General features: G+C 43.9%; 18 protein-coding genes. 7 read left to right on the top strand and 11 right to left on the bottom strand.

The genetic code is table 11. From position 1 onward, the window contains the following. Window positions 1–95 precede the first annotated feature (95 nt). The 4 genes from ACYVE4_RS12885 to ACYVE4_RS12870 form a co-directional block, all read right to left on the bottom strand. Entirely contained in the window at window positions 96–461 is a 366-nt protein-coding gene (locus ACYVE4_RS12885) for an HIT family protein (protein WP_461040363.1), read from the bottom strand. Window positions 462–479: 18 nt separating this feature from the next. Further along, on the bottom strand, window positions 480–1,094 hold the full coding sequence (locus ACYVE4_RS12880; protein WP_461040361.1) for a sterol desaturase family protein: 615 nt from the start codon (window positions 1,092–1,094) through the stop codon (window positions 480–482). A gap of 374 nt (window positions 1,095–1,468) precedes the next feature. Next, a complete protein-coding gene (locus ACYVE4_RS12875) occupies window positions 1,469–2,215 on the bottom strand; it encodes an FkbM family methyltransferase (RefSeq protein ID WP_461040360.1) in 747 nt (248 codons plus the stop codon). 46 nt (window positions 2,216–2,261) lie between these two features. Then, on the bottom strand, window positions 2,262–3,149 hold the full coding sequence (locus tag ACYVE4_RS12870; RefSeq protein WP_461040358.1) for a sterol desaturase family protein: 888 nt from the start codon (window positions 3,147–3,149) through the stop codon (window positions 2,262–2,264). 496 nt (window positions 3,150–3,645) lie between these two features. Between ACYVE4_RS12870 and ACYVE4_RS12865 the strand changes: the two genes are divergently transcribed. Further along, window positions 3,646–3,990 (top strand): hypothetical protein, encoded by a 345-nt coding sequence (locus ACYVE4_RS12865; RefSeq protein WP_461040357.1) that lies wholly within the window; start codon window positions 3,646–3,648, stop codon window positions 3,988–3,990. A gap of 212 nt (window positions 3,991–4,202) precedes the next feature. Here the strand turns inward: ACYVE4_RS12865 and ACYVE4_RS12860 are convergent, their stop codons facing one another. Beyond that, complete coding sequence (locus ACYVE4_RS12860) at window positions 4,203–5,771, bottom strand: glycoside hydrolase family 43 protein (RefSeq protein WP_461040355.1); 1,569 nt, start codon at window positions 5,769–5,771, stop codon at window positions 4,203–4,205. Window positions 5,772–5,880: 109 nt separating this feature from the next. Then, on the bottom strand, window positions 5,881–6,771 hold the full coding sequence (locus ACYVE4_RS12855; protein WP_461040354.1) for an AraC family transcriptional regulator: 891 nt from the start codon (window positions 6,769–6,771) through the stop codon (window positions 5,881–5,883). Window positions 6,772–7,178: 407 nt separating this feature from the next. Between ACYVE4_RS12855 and ACYVE4_RS12850 the strand changes: the two genes are divergently transcribed. The 3 genes from ACYVE4_RS12850 (at window position 7,179) to ACYVE4_RS12840 (ending at window position 12,926) form a co-directional block, all read left to right on the top strand. Then, complete coding sequence (locus ACYVE4_RS12850) at window positions 7,179–7,841, top strand: DUF3826 domain-containing protein (RefSeq protein ID WP_461040352.1); 663 nt, start codon at window positions 7,179–7,181, stop codon at window positions 7,839–7,841. Window positions 7,842–7,911: 70 nt separating this feature from the next. Continuing rightward, window positions 7,912–11,136, top strand: coding sequence for a SusC/RagA family TonB-linked outer membrane protein (locus ACYVE4_RS12845; RefSeq protein WP_461040350.1), 3,225 nt, complete (start codon window positions 7,912–7,914; stop codon window positions 11,134–11,136). A 14-nt stretch (window positions 11,137–11,150) separates the two neighbouring features. Then, window positions 11,151–12,926: a RagB/SusD family nutrient uptake outer membrane protein gene (locus tag ACYVE4_RS12840; RefSeq protein ID WP_461040348.1), complete on the top strand. Its 1,776-nt coding sequence runs from the start codon at window positions 11,151–11,153 to the stop codon at window positions 12,924–12,926. 77 nt (window positions 12,927–13,003) lie between these two features. Here ACYVE4_RS12840 and ACYVE4_RS12835 read toward each other — a convergent pair whose 3' ends face one another. The 3 genes from ACYVE4_RS12835 to ACYVE4_RS12825 form a co-directional block, all read right to left on the bottom strand. After that, the gene (locus ACYVE4_RS12835) at window positions 13,004–13,393 is read right to left on the bottom strand and encodes a DoxX family protein (RefSeq protein ID WP_461040399.1); all 390 of its coding nucleotides are present in this window, start codon (window positions 13,391–13,393) and stop codon (window positions 13,004–13,006) included. 124 nt (window positions 13,394–13,517) lie between these two features. Beyond that, the gene (locus ACYVE4_RS12830; protein WP_461040347.1) at window positions 13,518–14,756 is read right to left on the bottom strand and encodes an alkaline phosphatase family protein; all 1,239 of its coding nucleotides are present in this window, start codon (window positions 14,754–14,756) and stop codon (window positions 13,518–13,520) included. 182 nt (window positions 14,757–14,938) lie between these two features. Continuing rightward, entirely contained in the window at window positions 14,939–15,973 is a 1,035-nt protein-coding gene (locus ACYVE4_RS12825) for an acyl-CoA reductase (protein WP_461040345.1), read from the bottom strand. 134 nt (window positions 15,974–16,107) lie between these two features. On the opposite strand from ACYVE4_RS12825, the gene ACYVE4_RS12820 reads away from it, so the two are divergent. From ACYVE4_RS12820 to ACYVE4_RS12810, 3 genes are all read left to right on the top strand, one after another. Then, window positions 16,108–16,458, top strand: a complete 351-nt coding sequence (locus tag ACYVE4_RS12820; protein WP_461040344.1) for a 4Fe-4S dicluster domain-containing protein — start codon at window positions 16,108–16,110, stop codon at window positions 16,456–16,458. Between the two features lie 357 nt (window positions 16,459–16,815). Continuing rightward, window positions 16,816–17,988 (top strand): porin, encoded by a 1,173-nt coding sequence (locus ACYVE4_RS12815; protein WP_461040343.1) that lies wholly within the window; start codon window positions 16,816–16,818, stop codon window positions 17,986–17,988. A gap of 66 nt (window positions 17,989–18,054) precedes the next feature. Beyond that, a complete protein-coding gene (locus ACYVE4_RS12810) occupies window positions 18,055–19,392 on the top strand; it encodes an ammonium transporter (RefSeq protein WP_461040341.1) in 1,338 nt (445 codons plus the stop codon). Between the two features lie 272 nt (window positions 19,393–19,664). Here the strand turns inward: ACYVE4_RS12810 and ACYVE4_RS12805 are convergent, their stop codons facing one another. Then, window positions 19,665–20,024, bottom strand: coding sequence for a DUF1304 domain-containing protein (locus ACYVE4_RS12805; RefSeq protein WP_461040339.1), 360 nt, complete (start codon window positions 20,022–20,024; stop codon window positions 19,665–19,667). Window positions 20,025–20,124: 100 nt separating this feature from the next. After that, window positions 20,125–21,468 (bottom strand): tRNA (N(6)-L-threonylcarbamoyladenosine(37)-C(2))-methylthiotransferase MtaB, encoded by a 1,344-nt coding sequence (gene mtaB / locus ACYVE4_RS12800; RefSeq protein ID WP_461040337.1) that lies wholly within the window; start codon window positions 21,466–21,468, stop codon window positions 20,125–20,127. Window position 21,469: the final 1 nt, after the last annotated feature.

Below are 21,469 nucleotides of genomic sequence, written 5' to 3'. Positions count from 1 at the left end.
ACTTCGCCAAGCATTTGCGGTGGTCAAGTTTAAAGAAGATTTCAATCCGAATTATCAACCTATTTTACGCTCAATGGCTTGACTTTTAACACAGTTCATGTAAATTTCAGGAGTAGCCATGGAAAATCGAGTGAAGAATTTGAAGGCATCACGTGGAAGTGCAGATGTTCGATCGTTTGGCCAGCTGATTTACCATTTTTTAACCAAATTCTGATCCCCTTCGCCTGGTAGGTATAGCGTAGTAAATTAGCTGTTTTTATTACCAGATTCATCAGTTCATCACTTAACGGTTTTTCAAGATCATAGATATAGGGGATGTGCTGCTTTGTACAAACCATGCAAATAGCGCCAGCTCTCGCCAATTTATGTTCATTCAGCATCACATAAAAATTTGTCGTCTCCATGATAATTTCAGTAATTTCCTGTCTAGAGGTGATATTACAGAAAAAGCAGTCCTTCATTGTACGGTAAAAATGGATTTAGTCGTCTCGTTTAGACTGTGACCCGGATGTCCATCCAGGTGGGGCAAATAGGTATTTCAGCACTTGTTTATACGAGTTTGCTTTGCGAATATCCCGGCCAATTGCTACCCATTCATGAAAGGCTAAGCTAATGGGATTATCTGCCGACACCGGGTTCATTAAGCCGTAGGTTGGTTGCCGTCCTTCTTCGACAAATGTGCCGAACAGTCGATCCCAGACAATGAGTACTTCTCCAAAATTGGCATCCAGGTAAACTTCGTCCGATGCGTGATGAACCCGGTGATGCGATGGGGTAACAAAAATATATTCAATCGGCAGCCAAAGTTTTCGGACCAATTCCGTATGGACACAATAGGTATATAAAAAATTCAGCTGCATCGTCGTAAAAACCAGTATCGGGGGCATCCCCAGAAACGGTAGCCAGCTATAAAAAAGCAGGCCCCCTGTAAAATTTGACGTCCAACCATGTCGTATACCTACCAATAGATTAAATTCCTGCGACGAGTGGTGGGTAACATGGGATGCCCAAAACCATCGTACTTTATGCGAAATGCGATGAAACCAATAATAGCTGAAATCAGTCGCTATAAAAGCCAAAAACCATACAAACATTGTTGGCTCCCAATCGAATAATCTATATTCTTCATAAATTAATAAAAACAGACCAACGCTCCCTGACTTTGTTAGCAAACTAATACCAATTTTGATTGTTCCCAAGATTACAGAATTAATCGAGTTTTTTACATCAAAAGTCTGTTTCCTGATTAAAAAGAATACCAACCACTCAATAACAATTGCAGCAACAGAAAATGGTATAGCATAAAATAAGATATTTGGAATGTTCATACAAACTACTCGTTAATACGTTAGTGTCAGTTTCTGTATTTTTGCAGCCATAAATTCTGGTTAAGAATACCTTCTGACGGTTAGTAACGTAACAGAATCGATCTATGATTTGGTAATTTCTATTTATGTATTGAATTGACTTACTTATAAAAGATGTATTCATTAAATTCACCAAAAAAATAAGGCAGCTTTGTATAGCCACTAAAACCCTGCTTTTTCAACAGGGCAATTATTTGTTTTATCGTCGCCTGATTTTGGTATTGATCATTAAAATGATTTTCAAGTTGTAGGCATTTTATGCTGAATAGACTGTCCTGATCTGAAAACAAGCCTGATAAACAGCTGTATTCGTGGCCTTCTACATCGATTTTTATAATATCGATTGTTCTTTTCAGCGAGACAGTTTTAAGAAAATCACTAAGACTAACGACACTAACTTCGTAGCTTTTTGAAATTAAATCGGTGGTTTTAATACCTAGTAAATTAGCTTTTTGCGCCGTGTAAAGGGACGAATAATTTATTTTCTCGAACGTGGATGTACTCATCAAGTTATTTTCGTAAAACAGCTTACTTCCACTAAAGTTCGAAACGCCGAGTTTGTAAATTTTTACATTGGTCAAATGGGAGTATTTGTTAACTAATTTAGTGTATAAATAAGGAATAGGTTCAAACGCGATTATCTCACAAGCAGGATTCAGTGATAAAAAGAAATCAACACTATGGCCTTTATTGGCACCAACATCAATAATAAATTGAGGTAGCGGGCATATTGCCTTGTATATTTTCCGTAAGGTGGGATATAAAAATAGTTTATCATGTAATTCTATTAATAAGGTAATCGTTTTGATTCGTCTACGTGTAATTGTTTTCTTTAACATTCTTATCATACAAGTACGATTTATGCTTATTACCTGATGCAAATAGGTTCGCCATTTACTGTGTATGCCTGTAATGCCAACCAGGAGGCATAATCAGATGCAATACTTTCAATTTGACTGTAGGCGCCCGCACAATATCGTTCCACAATAGTTTTATTTCTCCAAAGTGTACATCCCAAAAGCTGGAGGTATCAACCTGTCTGGTGACACCAAATTTCGTTACTCCGGATTGCTCAGAAACTTTATGAGTTCCAAAGACATAATCCCATAGAAGAGTTATTGAGCAAAAATTTTTATCTATATATCTTGGCTCTGATGAATGATGAACCCGGTGATGATCTGGTGTCTGAAAAAAATACTCAAATGGGCCAAGTTTTTTATTGAATGTGTCTGCGCTTATGTGTAACAGACATCCCCACACGGTATCTAGTATGTTGCACACGATAAGTATTACAGGATTAATGCCCAGTACTAATGGAAAAAAATTGACAAATACCGGTCTGATTAATAGACTTTCCAGTACGGAATGATTAAAGCCTACAAATAAATTCATGTGATTGGGGGAGTGATGTGGAGCATGTAAGCACCACAAGAGACGCACTTTATGGGCTAAGTAATGGTGAAGCCAGTAAAAAAATTCATAGATGATCAATCCAGCTACCCACCAGGCCCAGCTCAGCCTATAGGAATAAGGCAGATACCCCTTAATCTCGTCAAATAGTACGAGTATATTCAGGTTTGTAAATAAAACAATACTAGCCGTATTCGTAAACAGCAAGACAAGTAAGCCGATACCAGTTGTTCGTATTTCAGCTTTGTTTACAGTTGTCCGCTTCCAGACAATATAGACAACCTCGATTATGCCTATGAATAGAACAAACCCAAACAAAATACCTTTATAAAACACTAATTGACTGGTAAGCGAGTACAGATACTGATTCAAGATTCGTCGTGAGTATGGCCATTGTAGCTACTAGTTCATCACAAAAGTATACCTTTTTGCAGTATTTATTTTATATACTAATAATCTTATTAGCAATTAATGGTTATTTATACATGAACGCTCTATTTTATTGTATGAATGTGCGGTTACTCTTGTTTCATAGTTCTCCTGTATGGCTTTCCCACTCGATGTGTCTTACTTTCTAAAAACGGTTTGTTTAGTATTGTCAACTGAACGCCTGATCTATGGCAGATTTCCTATGTGTGCGATGCCTGCTTTGGCTACTATTTGTCTTTCTTCTACTAAATCAATCGAGCTCAGGTAACTAAGCAATTCATGGCAAATGGAAGAGAAATCCGATTCATATTAAGGTCCTTGCCAATCTGGGGATATAATTTCTAACGCGATTCTCTATACGTTTCTTGATGAAGTAAAGATTACTGGTTACCCGTTGTCTATCCTGTACGAATTGGTTCCGCACCAATGTCCTATTTAAATGAGTACGTCAGTCTGGGCCTATACCGTCTCGACGACTTCTCTACATATTTATTCTACACGCATGCGTCGCAACTTCTTAGGTCTTGTCAGTCTCCTCGTCGGCTTAACGATTCCGATCGTCTGGGAATATTTCCGGCACGGCCAGCCGTTTCCCAATGCCTTTGGGTGGCTGTTAATGATTTTTGGTCTGGGCCTGTCCGCACCGCTTTTAGTTGTCTATAGCCTGCTTGTCTATGTCTATACCGAGCTTCCGCAAAAGCGTTGGCTCTCCGGTATCGCTCTACTAATCGGCCTGGGCTGGATTCTGTTTATGATCTACAGTTTATCAACAGCCGTTGATTAGTGTCGATTTCTATATTCTACTAGAACAGGCCGACTGCCTTTTATTCGCTACAATCTGAAGCAATAAGTACAATTTACCAAACGGAATTCTGGTTTTCCCAAAAGTATACTACCACATGTCAATTAAATTCGTCACTTCAATTTGACCTTGTAGGATAATCCCCACTAGGCTGAGGCCTCCAACAAAAAGCCGAAGATTTGGGAATAAATAGCCTACTGATACTTTATCGAAACCGAGTGTATCTGGCTATGCGTATTCTGTATACCTGACACGCTAATGCCGACGCGGGGTGCTCGATCCCAACGGGGTAGAAATGAACCACTTATTGGCTGTGTTGTGATTGTTTGCGGGCTTCCGCCAGCCGTCAGCCAACTAAATTCATAAAACTGACCAACGTGACTCTTCGCTTGCAAGGTAACTGTCGCCGTTTTTTCGGAGATACGTTGTGTGCTAAGGACTTGTCGGATACCATCTTTCACTTGCCACAGTTCAAGCGAGTCATTGCATATGCCAAAACCAAGTGCATTGTCGGCGTCGCCATACAAGCAAATGCTCTGTAATACGTTTGGCTGCGGGGTTACTTCAGTCGAAAAGATATACGTTCCTTTTTTGATGACTAAACCCAAAAAGCTCCCCGTTGGGCTAGGCGCCACGTCGGTGATTTGCAACTGACCATCCTGAATTTTGGTCGGTGGTTCGGGCTGGCTTACGTCCCAAACCCAGGGAATAGAATTGGTTGAGTTGGAAAATTGAGCCGTTAGTCCGGGTTCTTTTTTCAGTGGGTCACCGCCAAACGATTCGGCTTGTGCGGGCGTTGTGACACCATATCGAAAAGTGGGCCACTGGGTTTTGTCATTCCAAACCAGCTCACTCAAAACTCCCTGCCGACCCGTAAACGTAAAATCGGTTCCGTTATAGGCATGATGTAAATAAACATATCGGTTATCGGGCGTGGTCACTACGGTGCCATGACCAGGACATTTCCAGGTATCATCGCTAATTAGTACCGGATTGCCTGAGAATTTCTCCCAGGGGCCACGTAGTGTTTTGGCACGGGCCAGGCCAACCTGATAGTTACATTTTGGTCCGCAACAGGTATTGCCTGAATACGTCATATAATAATAGTTGCCCCGTTTGAAAATGGCCTGCCCTTCGGCTCCACCAGCTTCCCAATTTGTGCGATCAGCGCTAATTAATGAAAAGTGCTGACCAATCAATTTTAGACCATCTGCTGACAATTCCGAACCCAAAATTTCAATGGATTTTCCCTTGTCGAGCCCGTACGCTTTCCAGGTGATATAGGGTTTACCACCTTCTTCAATAATAAACGGATCAATTGCTTCACTTGTCCACTCAATGAGCAGGCCATGATCGGTAAATCCACTGCGAATGTCTTTGGAAGTAGCTACGCCGATAAATGAGTGTTTGTCTGACTTCCGGCGAGCGGTGTAATAAAGGTAGTAAGTACCTTGTCGGTAGACTAGTTCGGGTGCCCAGAAGCTACCCATTGTCCAATCTGGGATTTTCTGGAAAACGGGTCCGACATACGTCCAGTTGACCAGGTCTTTTGAGGTATAGATTGGAAAGGCTGGTCCCCACTCCGACGAGGTTCCCACCGCGTAATACGTATCGCCAACGCGAATAATGGATGGATCAGCAAAATCACCGGCAATAACCGGATTTCGATAGGTAGCTGTAACGCCCGATTGTTTTGCAGGCTGCGCTATAGATTGTACTGCAATCAGGAAATAAAAAAGAGAACCTAATAAAATTTTCGGCATAAATGCTCTTGATAAATAGGGGCTATTGCGCAAAATAAGCCCTTTTTTTTGTGATGACAGATAAAAGCAGCTGACATCACTGTGATCACTAGAAAGAGTCTTAGCGGATTCAGGCAACGAGGGTTCGCCCTTTTTTTAGATACTGTCGTTTGTATTCCAGTGGAGTCAGACCCGTTACTTTTTTGAAGTGCCGGTAAAAATTCGAGACGTTATTAAAGCCGCAATCAAAGCAAATAACCTCCGTCGGAATTTTATCTTCGATCAATGCCCGGCAGGCATGGCTAATTCGTATTTCAATTAGAAAATCGTAATACGTTTTGTTGGTCATTAATTTAAAATAGCGACAGAACGACGTAACACTCAGGTTGCTGATCGCTGAAATTTCTTCCAGTGTAATATCCTGTTTGTAATTAGTTAGCGTGTAATTGCAGACCTTGTTCAGACGTAACGTATCGGACTCGTTCGACTGATAAAATACGGCTTGTCCATTCACAATCGGCTCGTATTCATCCGTTTCCGCCAGTGTTTTAAGGATCGAAAGCAGAATCATGATTTTATCAAGATTCGTGGCTTCGATAGCCCGGTGCATCAGTTCGACCAGTTTGGCATTGGCTTTCCCATTGATAACCATACCGCTTTTTGCCTTTTCAAAAAGCCGGGGCAATAGATACGCTTCGGGTAGTTTCAATAAATAATCACCCAGGCAAGTCGGCAGAAAATGAATAACGATGATTTCGATATGCTTATCCGGGTCATTCTGAAAATATTCGTCACCACTACGCCAGGTATGTGGCAAATTTTCGCCGACCAGTACAATCTCACCAGGGGAGAAATTACTGATTTTATCGCCAATAAACCGGACGCCCTCGCCCTTGATAATATAGTGTAATTCAAGTTCAGGGTGGTAATGCCAGATGTTTTTGAAATGAGGCAATACATCGTGCCGAACGGTATAAGAACTAGCCGAGTTGGCGGTTACTCTCCGAAATAAAGGTTTCATAGGACGGGCAAAAATGCTATTGCGAGTTTCATGTTTTATGTTTCAAGTTTCAAGCTCCAGACCGATTGCTCTTAAACGCTCGTTGGCCAGCCGCTAGATGGGCAGTTTGGAACTTGAAACCTTAAACCGCAAACCGTAAACCCTGATTAAGTGTACAAACCTAAACGAAATAATCCAAATTATTCATATTTTCTCTATGATAATTTCCTATAATGAATTGGTAAAAAAATGCAGTTGAAGCCCTAAAATGTACTATATTTTTGTATCGAATTATAGAAAAGTATAGTTTATTCCTGCTTTCGTCTGCTTTTAAGGACTTTCGACTGAAGATTATTACCTAAGCGAAATGGTCACCAACGAATCAGGGGAAATCGCCCTAAAAACCACTTTTGACAGCCTTTTCGATTATGAAACGTACGGTGCAAAACTCCCTTCCTAGCCTGTTTTTGGCCCTGATTAGCCTGGTTTCTGCCTTTGCACAAGAGCAAACGAAAGAAGAAAAGGAAGCGGCTTACGCGAAAGTAGCGAATGAGCGAGCGGCTAAAATCGTAACTGCATTGAGTTTGGCCGATTCGAAAGTAACGGCTCACGTTCAGGAAACAATTGCTCAGCAATATCGGAATCTGAACACTATTCACGAGAGCCAGAGAACGGCCCTGAGCAACGCAACCGAGCAGGTACAGAAAGATGCTGTCGAGGCCGAAACCGCGAATAAAATAGCTGCTTTACATAAAGATTATCTAGCTGCGCTTGGTCGCGATTTAACACCGTTACAAATCGATCAGGTGAAAGATGGGATGACCTATGGCGTAGTACCGATTACGTTTAAAGGCTATCAGTCCATGTTGCCCGACTTGACCGATGAACAGAAAAGTCAAATCATGGCCTGGCTGACCGAAGCACGGGAACGGGCGATGGATGAAGGAACATCGGAGAAAAAACACGCGATGTTCGGCAAATACAAGGGACGTATTAATAATTACCTGTCGGCGGCTGGTATCGATATGAAAAAGGCCAGCAAAGAATGGGAAGAACGTATTGCCAGAGAAGCTGGGAAAACCAAAAAGTAACCCCTGCTTACACGTATTTACTCAACTATAAATTAACGCTTTGCCTTAACTTTTAACTCACTTGTTAGTCATGAAATTGGCTTTACAATTGCAAAAACAAACAATCGTAACCAGCGCCTACAAGCTGGTTTGCGTACTGATTCTGGGCGGATTAACTGTAAATTTCGGTTATGCTGAAAAAACAGGAGCCTATTTTCCGTTGACCTCGCCGAAAAACGATGCCCCGCTAGAAAATATCACGGGTGTAGTAAAAGACCATAAAGGTGAGCCACTACCGGGTGTAAACGTCCTGATTAAAGGGACTAAAACGGGTTCGGTAACCGATATCAAAGGAACCTTTCGGCTCAACTTGCCGACCGGCAACGAGACACTGATTTTCAGTTATATCGGCTTTAAAACTCAGGAAGTGGGTGTAGCCGGTAGAACAAATCTGACGATCCAACTGGAAGAAGATGCCGCTGCGTTGGGTGAAGTTGTTGTTGTCGGTTATGGCGTACAAAAGAAAGCCAGCCTGACGGGCGCCGTTGTTGCGCTGGATATGAAAGCCGTACAGGATTTGCCCGTCAACAATTTATCGGCCGTACTGACCGGGCAATTACCGGGTGTTGGCGTTTCGGGGGGAACCAGCCGTCCGGGCGACAACGCGGTGATTACCGTTCGTAACCCAATTATTCTATCGAAAGATGGTGGTACGCTGCAACCGCTTTATGTTATCGACAATGTTATCCGCACGGCTGATGATTTTAACGCCATCGACGTATCGGAAGTCGAGAACATTTCGGTTCTGAAAGATGCGGCAGCCGCCATTTATGGAGCTCGTTCGAACCAGGGCGTCGTTGTCGTACAGACGAAACGGGGGAAAGCAGGAGCGCCAAAATTCAGCTACAGTGGATCTACGGGTATTTCCGATGCAACCCTACCGACCATGATGAATGGCGTACAGCAGGCCACTTACCTCAACGATCTGAACTATGCAGCGGGTAAATTGGCCTCTGATCCACTGATTTATACGCCTGATGAACTGGCCTATTTTAAGAACAATAATTACAATTGGTTGAAGACGGCCTGGCAGCCCTCAACGGTTCAGCGTCATGCTCTAAACGTGAGCGGTGGTAACGATAAAGCTACCTATTTTGCCGGTGCTTCGTATAACGCCCAGAATGCAAACTTCGACAATATCAATACGGGGAAATGGACATTCCGGGCGAGTGCTGATATGCAGATTACCAGAGGTTTAAAAGCCGCTCTGTCGTTGAGCAGTTATCTTGGTAACAAACGCATGTACTACTTAAAGCAGGGTGGTGAAAATGCAGAGAACGATATGAAAAGTCTGCTATATACACCCCAATTCAACCCACCTTATGTGAACGGATTGCCGATTCTGTTATCGAATTCAAGCAATACGAATACCATCGATGCCTTTAACTTCTTTGAGGTTCAGAACTCCGACAACTATACACAGACCAAAACAACCGGACTGAACGTAACCGCCAATCTTGATTACGAAATTCCTGGAATCAAAGGTCTGAAAGCCAGAGTACTTTATAGCCGCACGTTCGATAACAGCTTTGGGAAACAGTATGGTACGAAATACAATGTATATAGCTTCTCGATGCTTGGCGATCACAAGCACATTTACGGCGGTGATGTGATCAAAACAACCGTTCTGAACAATGGGGATCGCGTCCGGATAAACCCGAGTTATATCGATACGTATCAGTTCAATGGATACCTGAACTATGATCGTCAGTTTGGCAAGCATTCAGTTTCAGCCATTGCTTTCTTCGAGCAGGCCGAAACCCATACAGATAATGTAGCGGCTATGGCTGAGGGCGTAATTATTGGCGGACTGGATAATATGCGTTACGCAATCGGTACGCAGACGACCTCAGAGACCGAAACCGAAACAGGCTTCCTGTCGTACGCTGGTCGTATCAACTATAGCTACGCAGGCAAGTACTTGTTTGAAAGCGCCATTCGGTACGATGCGTCTACCAACTTCGCTCCTGAATATCGCTGGGGATTGTTTCCATCCTTCTCTCTGGGCTGGGTTATGTCAGAAGAGCCGTTCTTTAAGAATAATGTTCGCGGAATTGATTATCTGAAATTACGTGGTTCGCTGGGCTTTATGGGTGGAGATGCCACCAAACCGTACAACTGGTTGACCAGCTATTCAATCCAGACTGGTAAGGGCGCTGTATTTGGTGGAAACTCTGATCGTCCACTGATCGTATCGCCCAACAACGCGATGGCGAACCGCCAGGCTCGTTGGGATAATAACACTAAATACAACATCGGTTTAGACGCACAGTTCCTCAGAAATCGTCTGTCGGTTACCATTGATGGTTTCTATGATCATCGCTACAACATGCTGACGGCCTTAACCTCGTCGGTGCCGTTGCTGGTTGGCGCGACATTGCCTTCTGAAAACTATGCCAGTGTCGATGGCTTTGGAACGGAACTTTCGTTAGGCTGGAACGATAAAATCGGTAACGACTGGTCGTACAAAGTCAATACATTCTTTACCTGGAGTGATAACAAACAAATTCTGGTCGATGTCGATAGAGGTAAAATTGGTACTTATTTAGACCCAACCGGCCGTTCGACAGATGTAGGTGTTCTGGGTTATCATTACCTGGGCATGTTCAGAACGCAGCAGGACGTGGATACGTATCTGGAAAAAAATCCAGGCTATACACTCTTTGGAGCTGCACCAAAACCGGGTATGTTATATTATCAGGATGTACGCGGTCCGAAAGACGCTTCAGGGAATTATACAGCACCCGATGGTAAAATCACGACCGACGACCTGGATTATCTGAATAAGAAAGCCAGCAATCACTATGGATTTGGCTTCAATTTCAGTGCTTCGTACCGTAATCTGTCAATTGCCGCTACAATTGGTGGATCGTTTGGTGGACAGGCAATGGTGGAAGGTGATGCTCGTTCGCAGGCTACCGCTACGGCAAACCGGCCAGTGTTCTGGGCAGAACACTGGACCCCGGAAACACCGAATGCTGCCTATCCAAGCCCGTATTACAAAGACATCTATACGGTCGATTCTGAATTCTGGTACAGAAGCTCAACGCAGGCATCGGTTCGTAACCTCAATATTTCGTATGGCTTGCCAAATCGGTTAGCCGGAAAAGTTGGATTGAGTACGGTTCGTCTGTACCTCGTTGCGACCAACCCACTTAATCTGTACAATCCATACGATTATAAGGCGTATGCAGGTAACTATAACACTTATCCTGTACTTCGTTCGTACTCACTGGGCTTAAATCTTGGCTTATAACATCTTCAGATACAATGAAACTCTCCTATAAATTCCTGGCTGCTTTCTGCTCAACCCTGGCCTTGTCAGGTTGTATGAAAGTACTCGATAAAACCGACCTTAGTTCGACGAGCGGAGATCTGATCTTTAAAGATTCAACGCTCACGCAGATGAACCTCGATTACATCTACGACCAGAATTTGCCTGCTCCAATCGGATCTCTGGGACCAGAGCCAACGGGTATTAGTGGGTTGTCGGACGAATCTTTTGCGGAAAGTAAAATCCTCCAGGGTTCATTGCTGGTCAATGAAATTGGTGATTTTGGGACGAAACTCGATGCTACCAATAATTATGGTAAGATTCGGGTCATCAATACGTTCCTGAACGATGTGAAAAACGGCACGCTTCCACAGTATACAAAAAACAAGCTCCGGGCGCAGGCTCAGTTTTTCCGGGCCTGGCGTTATTTCGACCTCGTTCGAATATATGGCGGTGTCCCGCTCGTATTGAGTCCGCTGGCGGCCGTTGGGGTTGAAGCCAAACAGGCGGCATTTCTGCCCAGAAACAGTACCGCCGAGAGTTTTGCACAGATTGTTAAAGACTTGGATTCTACTATTGCTTCCGTACCCGGTCGCTGGGCTACGTCGAGCGATTGGGGGCGGGTTACCAAAGGAACAGCAGCTGCGTTAAAAGGGCGGACATTGCTCTATGCGGCTAGTCCACAGTTTAATCCGACCGACGACGTAACGAAATGGCAGACTTCCTATGATGCAAACAAACAGGCATATGATCTGCTGACCGCGAACGGATACGGGCTACACGCATCATTTGATCAACTGTGGTTCCAGGAGGTAAATAATCCTGAAGCTGTATTCATTACGGGCTATAACACGGCTACGGGCGATCAGTTGAAGAAAAATAACGGGTATGATAACGGAACCCGACCATCCTATGCCGGAACGGGTGGCGGTTCTAACCAGCCATCGTGGGAGATGGTCAAAGCCTTCCCGATGCTGGATGGGAAAAAGCCTGGTGAATCGACAAAATACACCTACACGGATCAGCTGTTCTACAAAAATCGCGATCCTCGATTCGATAAAACGATTGCCTATAATGGCGCAACCTGGCCATTAAATGGCAATACAGCCAACAAACTCTGGACCTATTTTGTAGGAGGCAAAACGATCGAATCTAGAGCAACAAATACTGGATTCTACACCCGTAAAGCCATTAACCCATCCGTGTCGGCTGGTGATGCGCAATATTCAGGTACCGACTGGATCGAAATTCGCTTTGCCGAGGTAATGCTGAATCTGGCTGAAAGCGCCGTGGGTATCAATAAATTAGAGGAAGCCTATACTCAACTGAAAGCCATTCGGAAACGGGCAGGTCTGGAAGCGGGCACTGATGGTCTGTACGGTCTGAAAGCGAATATGACCCGTGCCGAATTATTCGACGCCATTCTGTACGAGCGTCAGATTGAGTTTGCGTTTGAAGGCAAACGATTCTGGGATTTGCGTCGCTGGAAACTGATCGAGAAAACCTTGAATGGCAAACGGAGAACGGGCGTAACCATTAACCTGAAAACCACGGGTGTACCTGCCGATTTCGCCACCACACGCGATAATCTTAACTTGGATCAGGTATATACTGACTACTTTACAATAGCCTTCAAACAACTGGATACGAAGTACGATATCGCCTGGAAGCCAGAATATTACTTCTTCGCTATTCCGCAATCGGCCATCGACAACAACCCTAAACTGATTCAGAATAATACCTGGGGTGGTGCATTCGACCCGTTGAAATAATCTTGCAGAGAGTTAATTGGATTGTAGTCACCCTGCTTACCTTGTGTGGATATCACCAAGGCAGGCAGGGTTGATTTTTATATGTTATCGGTACTTTTTAATGCCCAATAGACGAGCACAGGTTGGAAAAATAGCCGTATAAATCGTTTCTGATCCGTATCTAAGCCGAAAGCACTTCGATGGTGAACATACTGAGCAATATTACCAGGGAAAACGGCTGTAAAGAATGAAGCGGCTACTTTGCCTATTGCCTGCTGGTGCTTTTCGTCGGTTAATACGAGACTACTTCCTAGCGCGATCTCGGCTATACCTGAATAGACAACTGTATCATCTTTCTTCAACGGAACAAAGTTGGGAACTTGCGCCCTGAATGCTTTACGGGCAATTGTTAGATGACTGATTCCAGCGAAAATTAAATTAGCGCCTAATAGAACCCTGGCGATTTTTTTTACATTTTTCTCATTCATAACCATAATGTCGAGTCGAAAAGATGAATGAGGCATAGTCAAGCGCCTATAGCCTCGACTATACTAACTTGTTGGAGCATTCCAGGGTTTTGGCGATTACGACTTTGGCACGTTATTACAGTTGTTACTCAACAATCCAGCGATTTAACAGATTATATCGCCCTTCCAGCACAACCTTATAAAAGCCAGTAGGCAACTTCGATACGTTGATAACGGCTTTTGATGAATTAAGAGGGACTTCAGTCATCAACTGATAAGAATCGGGTTTGCCTTCCTCAAAATGATTGGTTGTCGAGAGCCAGATTTTAACCGTCCCTTCTGGTTCGACCGGCGTCCAGGTAACCGTGATTGTTTTACTTTCCTTTTTCACTACAGGCTGAATCAGAGAGAGTTTGCCTGTTAGCGGAATACCATCGATTTCGAAAGATTTTTCTTTTGGAAGTTTAACATTCAGGTGATTGGCCATTGTCGGCATAATGTCGACAATGCCCGGTACTGATTTTCGGAAGTAATTATTGAGTCCTTTCGCATTGGTAACGATCCATGTACTACGCTCCCGGTCCGACTGACCGCCATGGTTTTTACCCGTATCAGCCGTCCGTCCGTGGTCGGTTGTGATAAACACTTGCCAGTCTTCGCCGTAGGTTCTTTGACGGTATTGTACCGCTTCCCAGAGACGACCCATCTGATCATCCATGATTTTTACGGCGTCGTAAAGCCGATCGCTATCGCCGTACTTATGGCCCATGTCGTCAGTATATTCAAGATAAACCCAGGTCAAATCAGGTCCTTGTTTTGTTAGATAAGCGGCTGCTGTATTGACTACTTTCTCGTCGATTTTATGAATGTACTGGGAATCGTTATCGTGCGGAAACTGAACCGTATCTTTCTCTAAACCATCCAACTTATAATCAATTCGCAGCGGTTGTGTTTCCTGTAATCCTTCGCCAACAAGCTTGGTCCGGTTGTCGAGCCAGGTTGAAAAAATGGCGGTTTTCTTTTTCGGATATTGATTTTTGAAAAATCGAAAAATTGTCCAGTAGTTATAATTCGGGGCTTTAATGTTGTTGTCCCAGACGTTGTGTTTATTTACCCAGGTTCCTGTTAATAAACTATTGTAGCCTACAGCCGAAATGGTCGGCGTTTGGGAATAGGTACCTTTCTGACCACCAACATGTGCCCGGGCGTAACCGCCTACTTTAGCAATAGCATCTAAATGCGGAGTTTCTACCTTTTCAATTACATCGGTCGGAATGCCATCGACAATTATAAATAGGGCTTTTTTCTTAACGGCCTGTCCATTGATTACCGAGATCTGAAGGAGACTGATAATCAGTAATAAAAATGCTTTATGAGTAGGCATTGAGTGGCTAAATAGACTTTTACGCAAGTTAGACGATAAAACCTCAAAAGCGCCACTAACAGAATCGTATGATAGTTATGATTTTTTAAAGATTTCGTTAAGGCATCGTTACCGTAAAAAGCATAACTATCATAAATTCTATTTCTATCTAAACAATGACATTCAAACGGAGATCTTTATTCTTAAAGCTGCGCCAGAAATGCCATCGTATCTACGCCATCTGCATAATCGCTCAGACTAGGCCTCTGGGTCTGCCCAAAGGCAACTGTTGATAACGTTGTATGTCCAGAAAACCAGTTTTGTGCAGAGGCAACAACCTGAATCTGTTCGCTGCGTTCGACTAGCCAGGCAGCTGCGTCGGCCTGTGCTCGATATGGTTGATAATACAAGACCGAAATAGGAGAGACTAGTCCAGTATTTTCAGTGAGCAACATATACCCATTGTCTAAATGGGGAACGGCATTGATAAGGTAAATCGACTTATTATAATCGTAATTATTCTGGTATTTATGGTTATCCAGGTAGGCTTTTGCGTTGGGTTCCAGGGTTCGTAGTAACGGCGTAAAATCGTAATCGTCAGGAACGAGTATTGTCGATACATTACGGCAGCCAAGGCCGTAGTAATCAGATATATCGTGACCTAATTTCTGGAATTCATCCTCATTTTCTTCGCCCATTAATAAACCGACCGATGTGCGGTTTTTACGGATAATATGCGGCTTTTTCGCAAAGTAATACTCGAAATAGCGCGATGTATTATTACTGCCGGTAGCAATAAATGCATCGGCTGCATTGAGCCGTTCAGCCTCTTCGATCCATTCTGTGAAGGCAGGATTGAGCTCCTTTAATTTTTGTATTAAATAGTGGATAAGTACAAAATCCTGACTACTTAGTTTGGCCAATAATTTATGCCCACTGATGAGCACGCAAAGCAGATCGTGGAAGCCGACAGCTGGAATATTGCCTGCCATGACTACCCCAATCGAACGGGGTGTTTCGGGGGTAGATTGATAGGCACTAAGCCAAGCTGTCAGCTTATCTGCCGAAAGAAATTCGTCTGCAATGGCATGTAAGGCATTCAACGAATTGGCAGGTGTAAACCAGTTATTTTTATGATGAGCCCGGTACGCAATTTCCAGTAATTCAGGTTGCGCGTCAGCGGAGCGTAGAAAGTCGCCCAGGGCTACGAACGTTTGCAGGCGTTCTGTTTGAAGCATGAATTGGATAATCAAATGGAATACACCATCAACTAATGTAATTTAATTTTAGTTTGACGCCAACCTTTAAATAGTTATATTTGTTGTCTGATTCAAGAAGTTACAGAATTACCGTACATAAATTTGTATTGCTCATGGCAATCATGATTACCGACGAGTGCATCAACTGTGGTGCCTGCGAACCTGAATGTCCCAATACGGCCATCTATGAAGGTGGTGTTGAATGGACATGGGGTGGTGGAACTGAGCTGACCGAAGTCGATTTCGGCGATGGAACCGTAGTGAGTGGTAAAGATCCTCAATCTCCTGTTTCAAACGAGTTCTATTATATTGTAGCCGACAAATGCACAGAATGCATGGGCTTTCACGAAGAGCCTCAATGTGCTGCTGTGTGCCCGGTTGACTGCTGTGTGCCAGACCCGGATCACGAAGAAGACGAAGAGACGCTATTGTCGAAAAAGGCATGGCTTCATGCTGAAGCTTAGTTAGTTATAGGTTTATCATTTTTGGCAAGGCCCGCTCATGAATTTGAGCGGGCCTTGTTGTGTTTTGCCAAATCTTAAAGCCGTGAAAAGGAAGAACTTACCTGATAAAATAGTTAGTTTTTAAAATAAAATAATATTTGGCGAATAGATTAATATGCCAAATATAATCTATTTAAAGATTTTATTCAATATTTCAGTATTTATACCAGATTTAGTAGCATATTTTAAACAATATTGATAAAAAAACACAAAAACACCTATTTTTTTTGGACTATTACTTGCGGATAATAAATTATGTAACAAAATTTGCTTCGAAATAAGACCACGGTAACCGCTCTGCACAACCAAATTTATAGTATGAAAAAAGCAATTTTACTTCTTAGTTCTTTGTTTTTAGGTTTTGCCGCTCAGGCACAGGATTCCACAGCTACTTCGGGGAAATTTACGTTCTCTGGATACTTAGACACGTACTACTTCGGGAACTTCAATAACCCCAAAAGCCAGTCGAACTTAGGGTTAAGCGGACCTGGAGTTGCTGGTACTGCTCGGGCATTTGACCAAAAAGCTGGCCAGTTTGGTATCGGTTTAATTCAGGCAAAAGCAGTTTACACAGCCGATAAAGTTGATGCTGTAATGGACTTGGCATTTGGTCCATTTGCTGACTTAGGGAACTACGGCAACAATGTAGGATTTCTGGGAGCTGGCTCAACCTCGTTAGCAATCAAACAGGCTTACATTACCTTCAAGCCATCCAGCAAATTCTCCATTACGGCTGGGCAATTTGGTACCCACATCGGCTACGAAGTCATCGACGCTCCTGTTAACTACAACTATTCGCTTTCCAACCTATTCAATAATGGCCCATTCTATCACATCGGTTTAAAAGCACAATATGCGTTCAGCGATCGGGCATCTTTAATGGTAGGGGTTGTCAATAACGTTGATAACATCTTTGATAACAACAAAAAGAAAGGCTTGATCGGCCAGTTCTTCTTTGCGCCGGTTTCTGGATGGAATGTATATCTGAATGGTATCTTCTCGAACGAAGCATCGAATGATATCACTAACCCGAACGGAACGGTAGCCGTGAAAGCTGACGATGCCAGCTATATGGTGCTTGATTTAACGACCACTTATCAGATTACATCGAAGTTCTTCCTGGGGTTGAATGCTGCAACTGGTTCGCAAAAAGGTGATTATCAGGGTTACGGTGGTCCGGCTACTTCAGGAACCTGGGGTGGGTTTGCCGTCTATTCAAACTATGCCTTCACGGATAAATTTGGTCTAGGCGTTCGGTATGAGAGTTTCGACAACAAAAAAGGCGTACGGGCTCTGCTTGATGCAACTGGTGCCGGTGCTAGTGTGAACTCAATCACTGTGACAGGCAATATCACGGCTGCTGACGGTCACGTGCTCCTTAAGCCTGAACTCCGGATCGATAGCTACTCCGCTAATAAATTCGAGAAAAACGATGGTTCATTGTCGAAATCGCAGGCCACGCTGGGTATGGCAGCCATCTTTAAATTCTAATCCGTATCCCCCGTTTTCTTAACCTATTTTTCAATTATTTCAGTACAACAAAAAACCTCAATTATCATGCAAAAGCCCAATTACGTTCCTCTGATTTTGCTGGGAATATTCGCTGTTCTCGGCGTGTTGCCTGGCTTTAATGGCGTTCCTACGCAAATCGTGACAGAAGGTATCAACAGTGGTGATACAGCCTGGATGCTTGTTGCGACAGCACTCGTATTGTTAATGACGCCTGGTTTAGCGTATTTCTATGGTGGTATGGTCAACAGCAAAAACGTGATCTCTACCATGTTGCAGAGCTTTATCGCCATGGGAGTAATCAGTGTGTTGTGGGTAGTTGTCGGATTCAGCCTGGCGTTTGGTACGTCGATTGGTGGATTCGTTGGTAACCCAATGGATCACTTCATGTTCAAAGGCGTACTCGACGGAAAACCCTGGTCGCTGGCGGCTTCAATTCCGTTGGTTGTCTTTGCGTTCTTCCAGCTGAAATTTGCCGTTATCACCCCTGCTCTTGTAACGGGCTCGATGGCTGAGCGGATCAACTTCCGGTCGTACGTATTATTTATGATTCTGTTCAGCCTGTTCGTTTATGCTCCATTGGCGCATATGACCTGGCATCCAGAAGGAATTCTATTCAAGCTCGGCGTACTTGACTTCGCTGGGGGTACAGTTGTGCATATGTCGGCCGGTTGGGCTGCTCTGGCGGGTGCTTTGTATCTGAAACGTCGGAAGTCGCAAATCGAAGCCAGCTATTTCCCACCAGCGAACATTCCATTCGTTTTGTTAGGTACAGGTTTGCTGTGGTTCGGTTGGTTTGGCTTCAACGCGGGTTCTGCTGTAGGGGCTACTCCGCTGGCTGCTTCGGCTTTCGCTACAACAAACACGGCTGCTGCGGCTGCTGGTCTGGCCTGGGTATTGTTCGATGCGGCTAAAGGCAAGAAAGTATCTGCTCTTGGTTTCTGTATCGGTGCTGTTGTTGGTCTGGTTGCTATCACGCCAGCGGCTGGTTTTGTCACGGTTCCAACTGCCATCTTTATCGGAACTGTTGGTGCGATCATCTCGAACTACATTGCTCATCTGCGGTCGAAATCAACGCTGGATGATACACTAGACGTATTCCCTTGCCACGGTGTTGGTGGTATGGTTGGTATGGTTATGACGGGTATTTTCGCTAGCAAAGGTGTAAACTCGGCTGTTGTTGACGAAGGTCTTGCATTTGGTCAAACTACCTTGTTCGTGAATCACATGATTGCGCTGGTAGCTGTATCAGTCTTTGCTTTCGTAATGTCGTATGTCCTGCTGAAGGTAACGGATCTGATCCTGCCATTGCGTGTAACCGAAGAAGATGAGAAAGTTGGTCTGGACGTAAGCCAGCACGATGAGTTCCTCATTGAAGCAGAATAATTGAATGGGTATGATATAGGATATATTCAACAAAGAGTATATCCTATATCATACATCATATACCATACATCTAATAGTAGCTATACGTAGTAGTCATACCTAATACGACCTATACTAGCATTCATCGACAGAGCCACAGGCACCCTGTCTGGCCATATGTCTGGCAGTTTTATCTGTGGTTTTGTTGTACTCATGGAGCCGCTCCCGCTTGGGGGCGGTTTCCTGTTTTTACAGGATCAGTTAATAATTGGTCGGGGTTAATCTCAAATAGCTTATAGGTGAACCGCGATTAAAGCGACTATCGCTGGCATTGCCTGTACCCAAAAAATGGATTTCTGCGCTGTGAGAGCACCAAAAACGCCAGCTACGATAACGCAGCTAAGAAAGAATATCGCAACATATATAGACCAGGCAGTATTCTGAATCAACAACGACCAGATCAGGCCAGCCGCTAAAAAGCCATTGTAAAGTCCTTGGTTGGCGGCTAGCGATTTGGTAGGTTCGAATAAATCAGATGGGAACGACCGAAATGTTTTGCGCCCTCTGGTTGTCCAGGCAAACATTTCCAGCCATAGAATATAGATGTGCTCAACAGCAACAAGGCCAATCAGAATTTTTGCGATAAGATTCATAGGAATTAGTGTAGGAAAATATGGAGTATGCTAGCGCATAAATACCTAATTGGTTGGTATTTACTGTGTGACGATTTAACGTTCTGCGAATTAGTAACGCTCAGTGATGCTCCAATACAAGTTCAGGCTCCTCAACTTCCACTAACCCTTCCGCATTAATTGCTGTTAAACGCACAGGAAGCGTTTCGTTGATGAGTAGCGGGTCGTATTTAGCCACAACCCGAACGTAATTTTCGGTAAAGCCCTGCATAAGCCCATCCTGAACGTCCTCTTCAAATAAGACAGTAGCTTTCTTGCCGAGTTGAGATTCATAAAAAGCTCTACGCTTCTTATCGGATAAAATATGCAGCATTTTCGACCGTTCAGCACGCACATGGCCAGCTACAACTGGCTTAATACCTAAGGCTGTTGTAGCTGGGCGTTCGGAGTAGGTAAATACATGCAGATAGGAGACAGGAAGTTCATTTAGAAACAAATACGTCTCTTTGAACTCCACATCGGTTTCGCCGGGATGACCCACAATTACATCGACCCCGATGCAGGCATGGGGCATCAACTCCTTTATTTTCTGTACGCGATCAGCATACAGTTCGCGCTTATATCGGCGACGCATCAGGCCCAGCACTCGATTACTGCCCGATTGCAAAGGCACATGAAAATGAGGAACAAATCGCTTCGATTGGGCCACAAACGCAATTATTTCATCCGTAAGCAGGTTGGGTTCGATGCTCGAAATTCGGAAACGCTCAATACCTTCTACCTCATCCAATGCTTTTACCAGATCGAAAAAAGTTTCCTGCCGGTGGGGCGCCACCCCAGTGCCATTGCCCAGCCCAAAATCGCCGATATTTACGCCCGTCAGGACAATTTCTTTTACACCCCGCTTTGCAATTTCGTGGGCCGCTTTTACAACGTTGGCGACCGTATCGGAACGACTTTTTCCCCTCGCCAATGGAATTGTACAATAGGCACAAGGGTAATCGCAGCCATCCTGAACTTTCAGAAACGTACGAGTTCGGTCGTTAAGCGAGTAGGAGGCATGGTACTCAATAGCTTCTTCAATTGGTGAGTTAAATACCTGCGCTGGTTGGCCCGTCGGCACTTTCTCGAACGTCGACATGATTTCGTGTAGCCGAAATTTCTCAGAAGCTCCTAAAACCGCATCGACGCCCGGAATTTCAGAAATTTCCTGTGGTTTCAATTGGGCATAACATCCCAGAATAGCCACGTACCCATCCGGATTTATTTTCTGTGCTTCGCGAACGATTTTCCGGCATTTCTTGTCGGCGTTATCGGTTACGGAGCAGGTGTTTATGATGAAGATATCGGGTTGCTGGTTGAATTCCACACGCTCATAACCATGCTGCTCCATCAAACGAGCAAGGGTCGACGTTTCGGAGAAATTCAGTTTGCAGCCGAGTGTATAAAAAGCAACTTTTTTCACA

The organism is Spirosoma harenae, from assembly GCF_054776975.1.
This window is presented reverse-complemented; position numbering and strand designations above follow the sequence as displayed.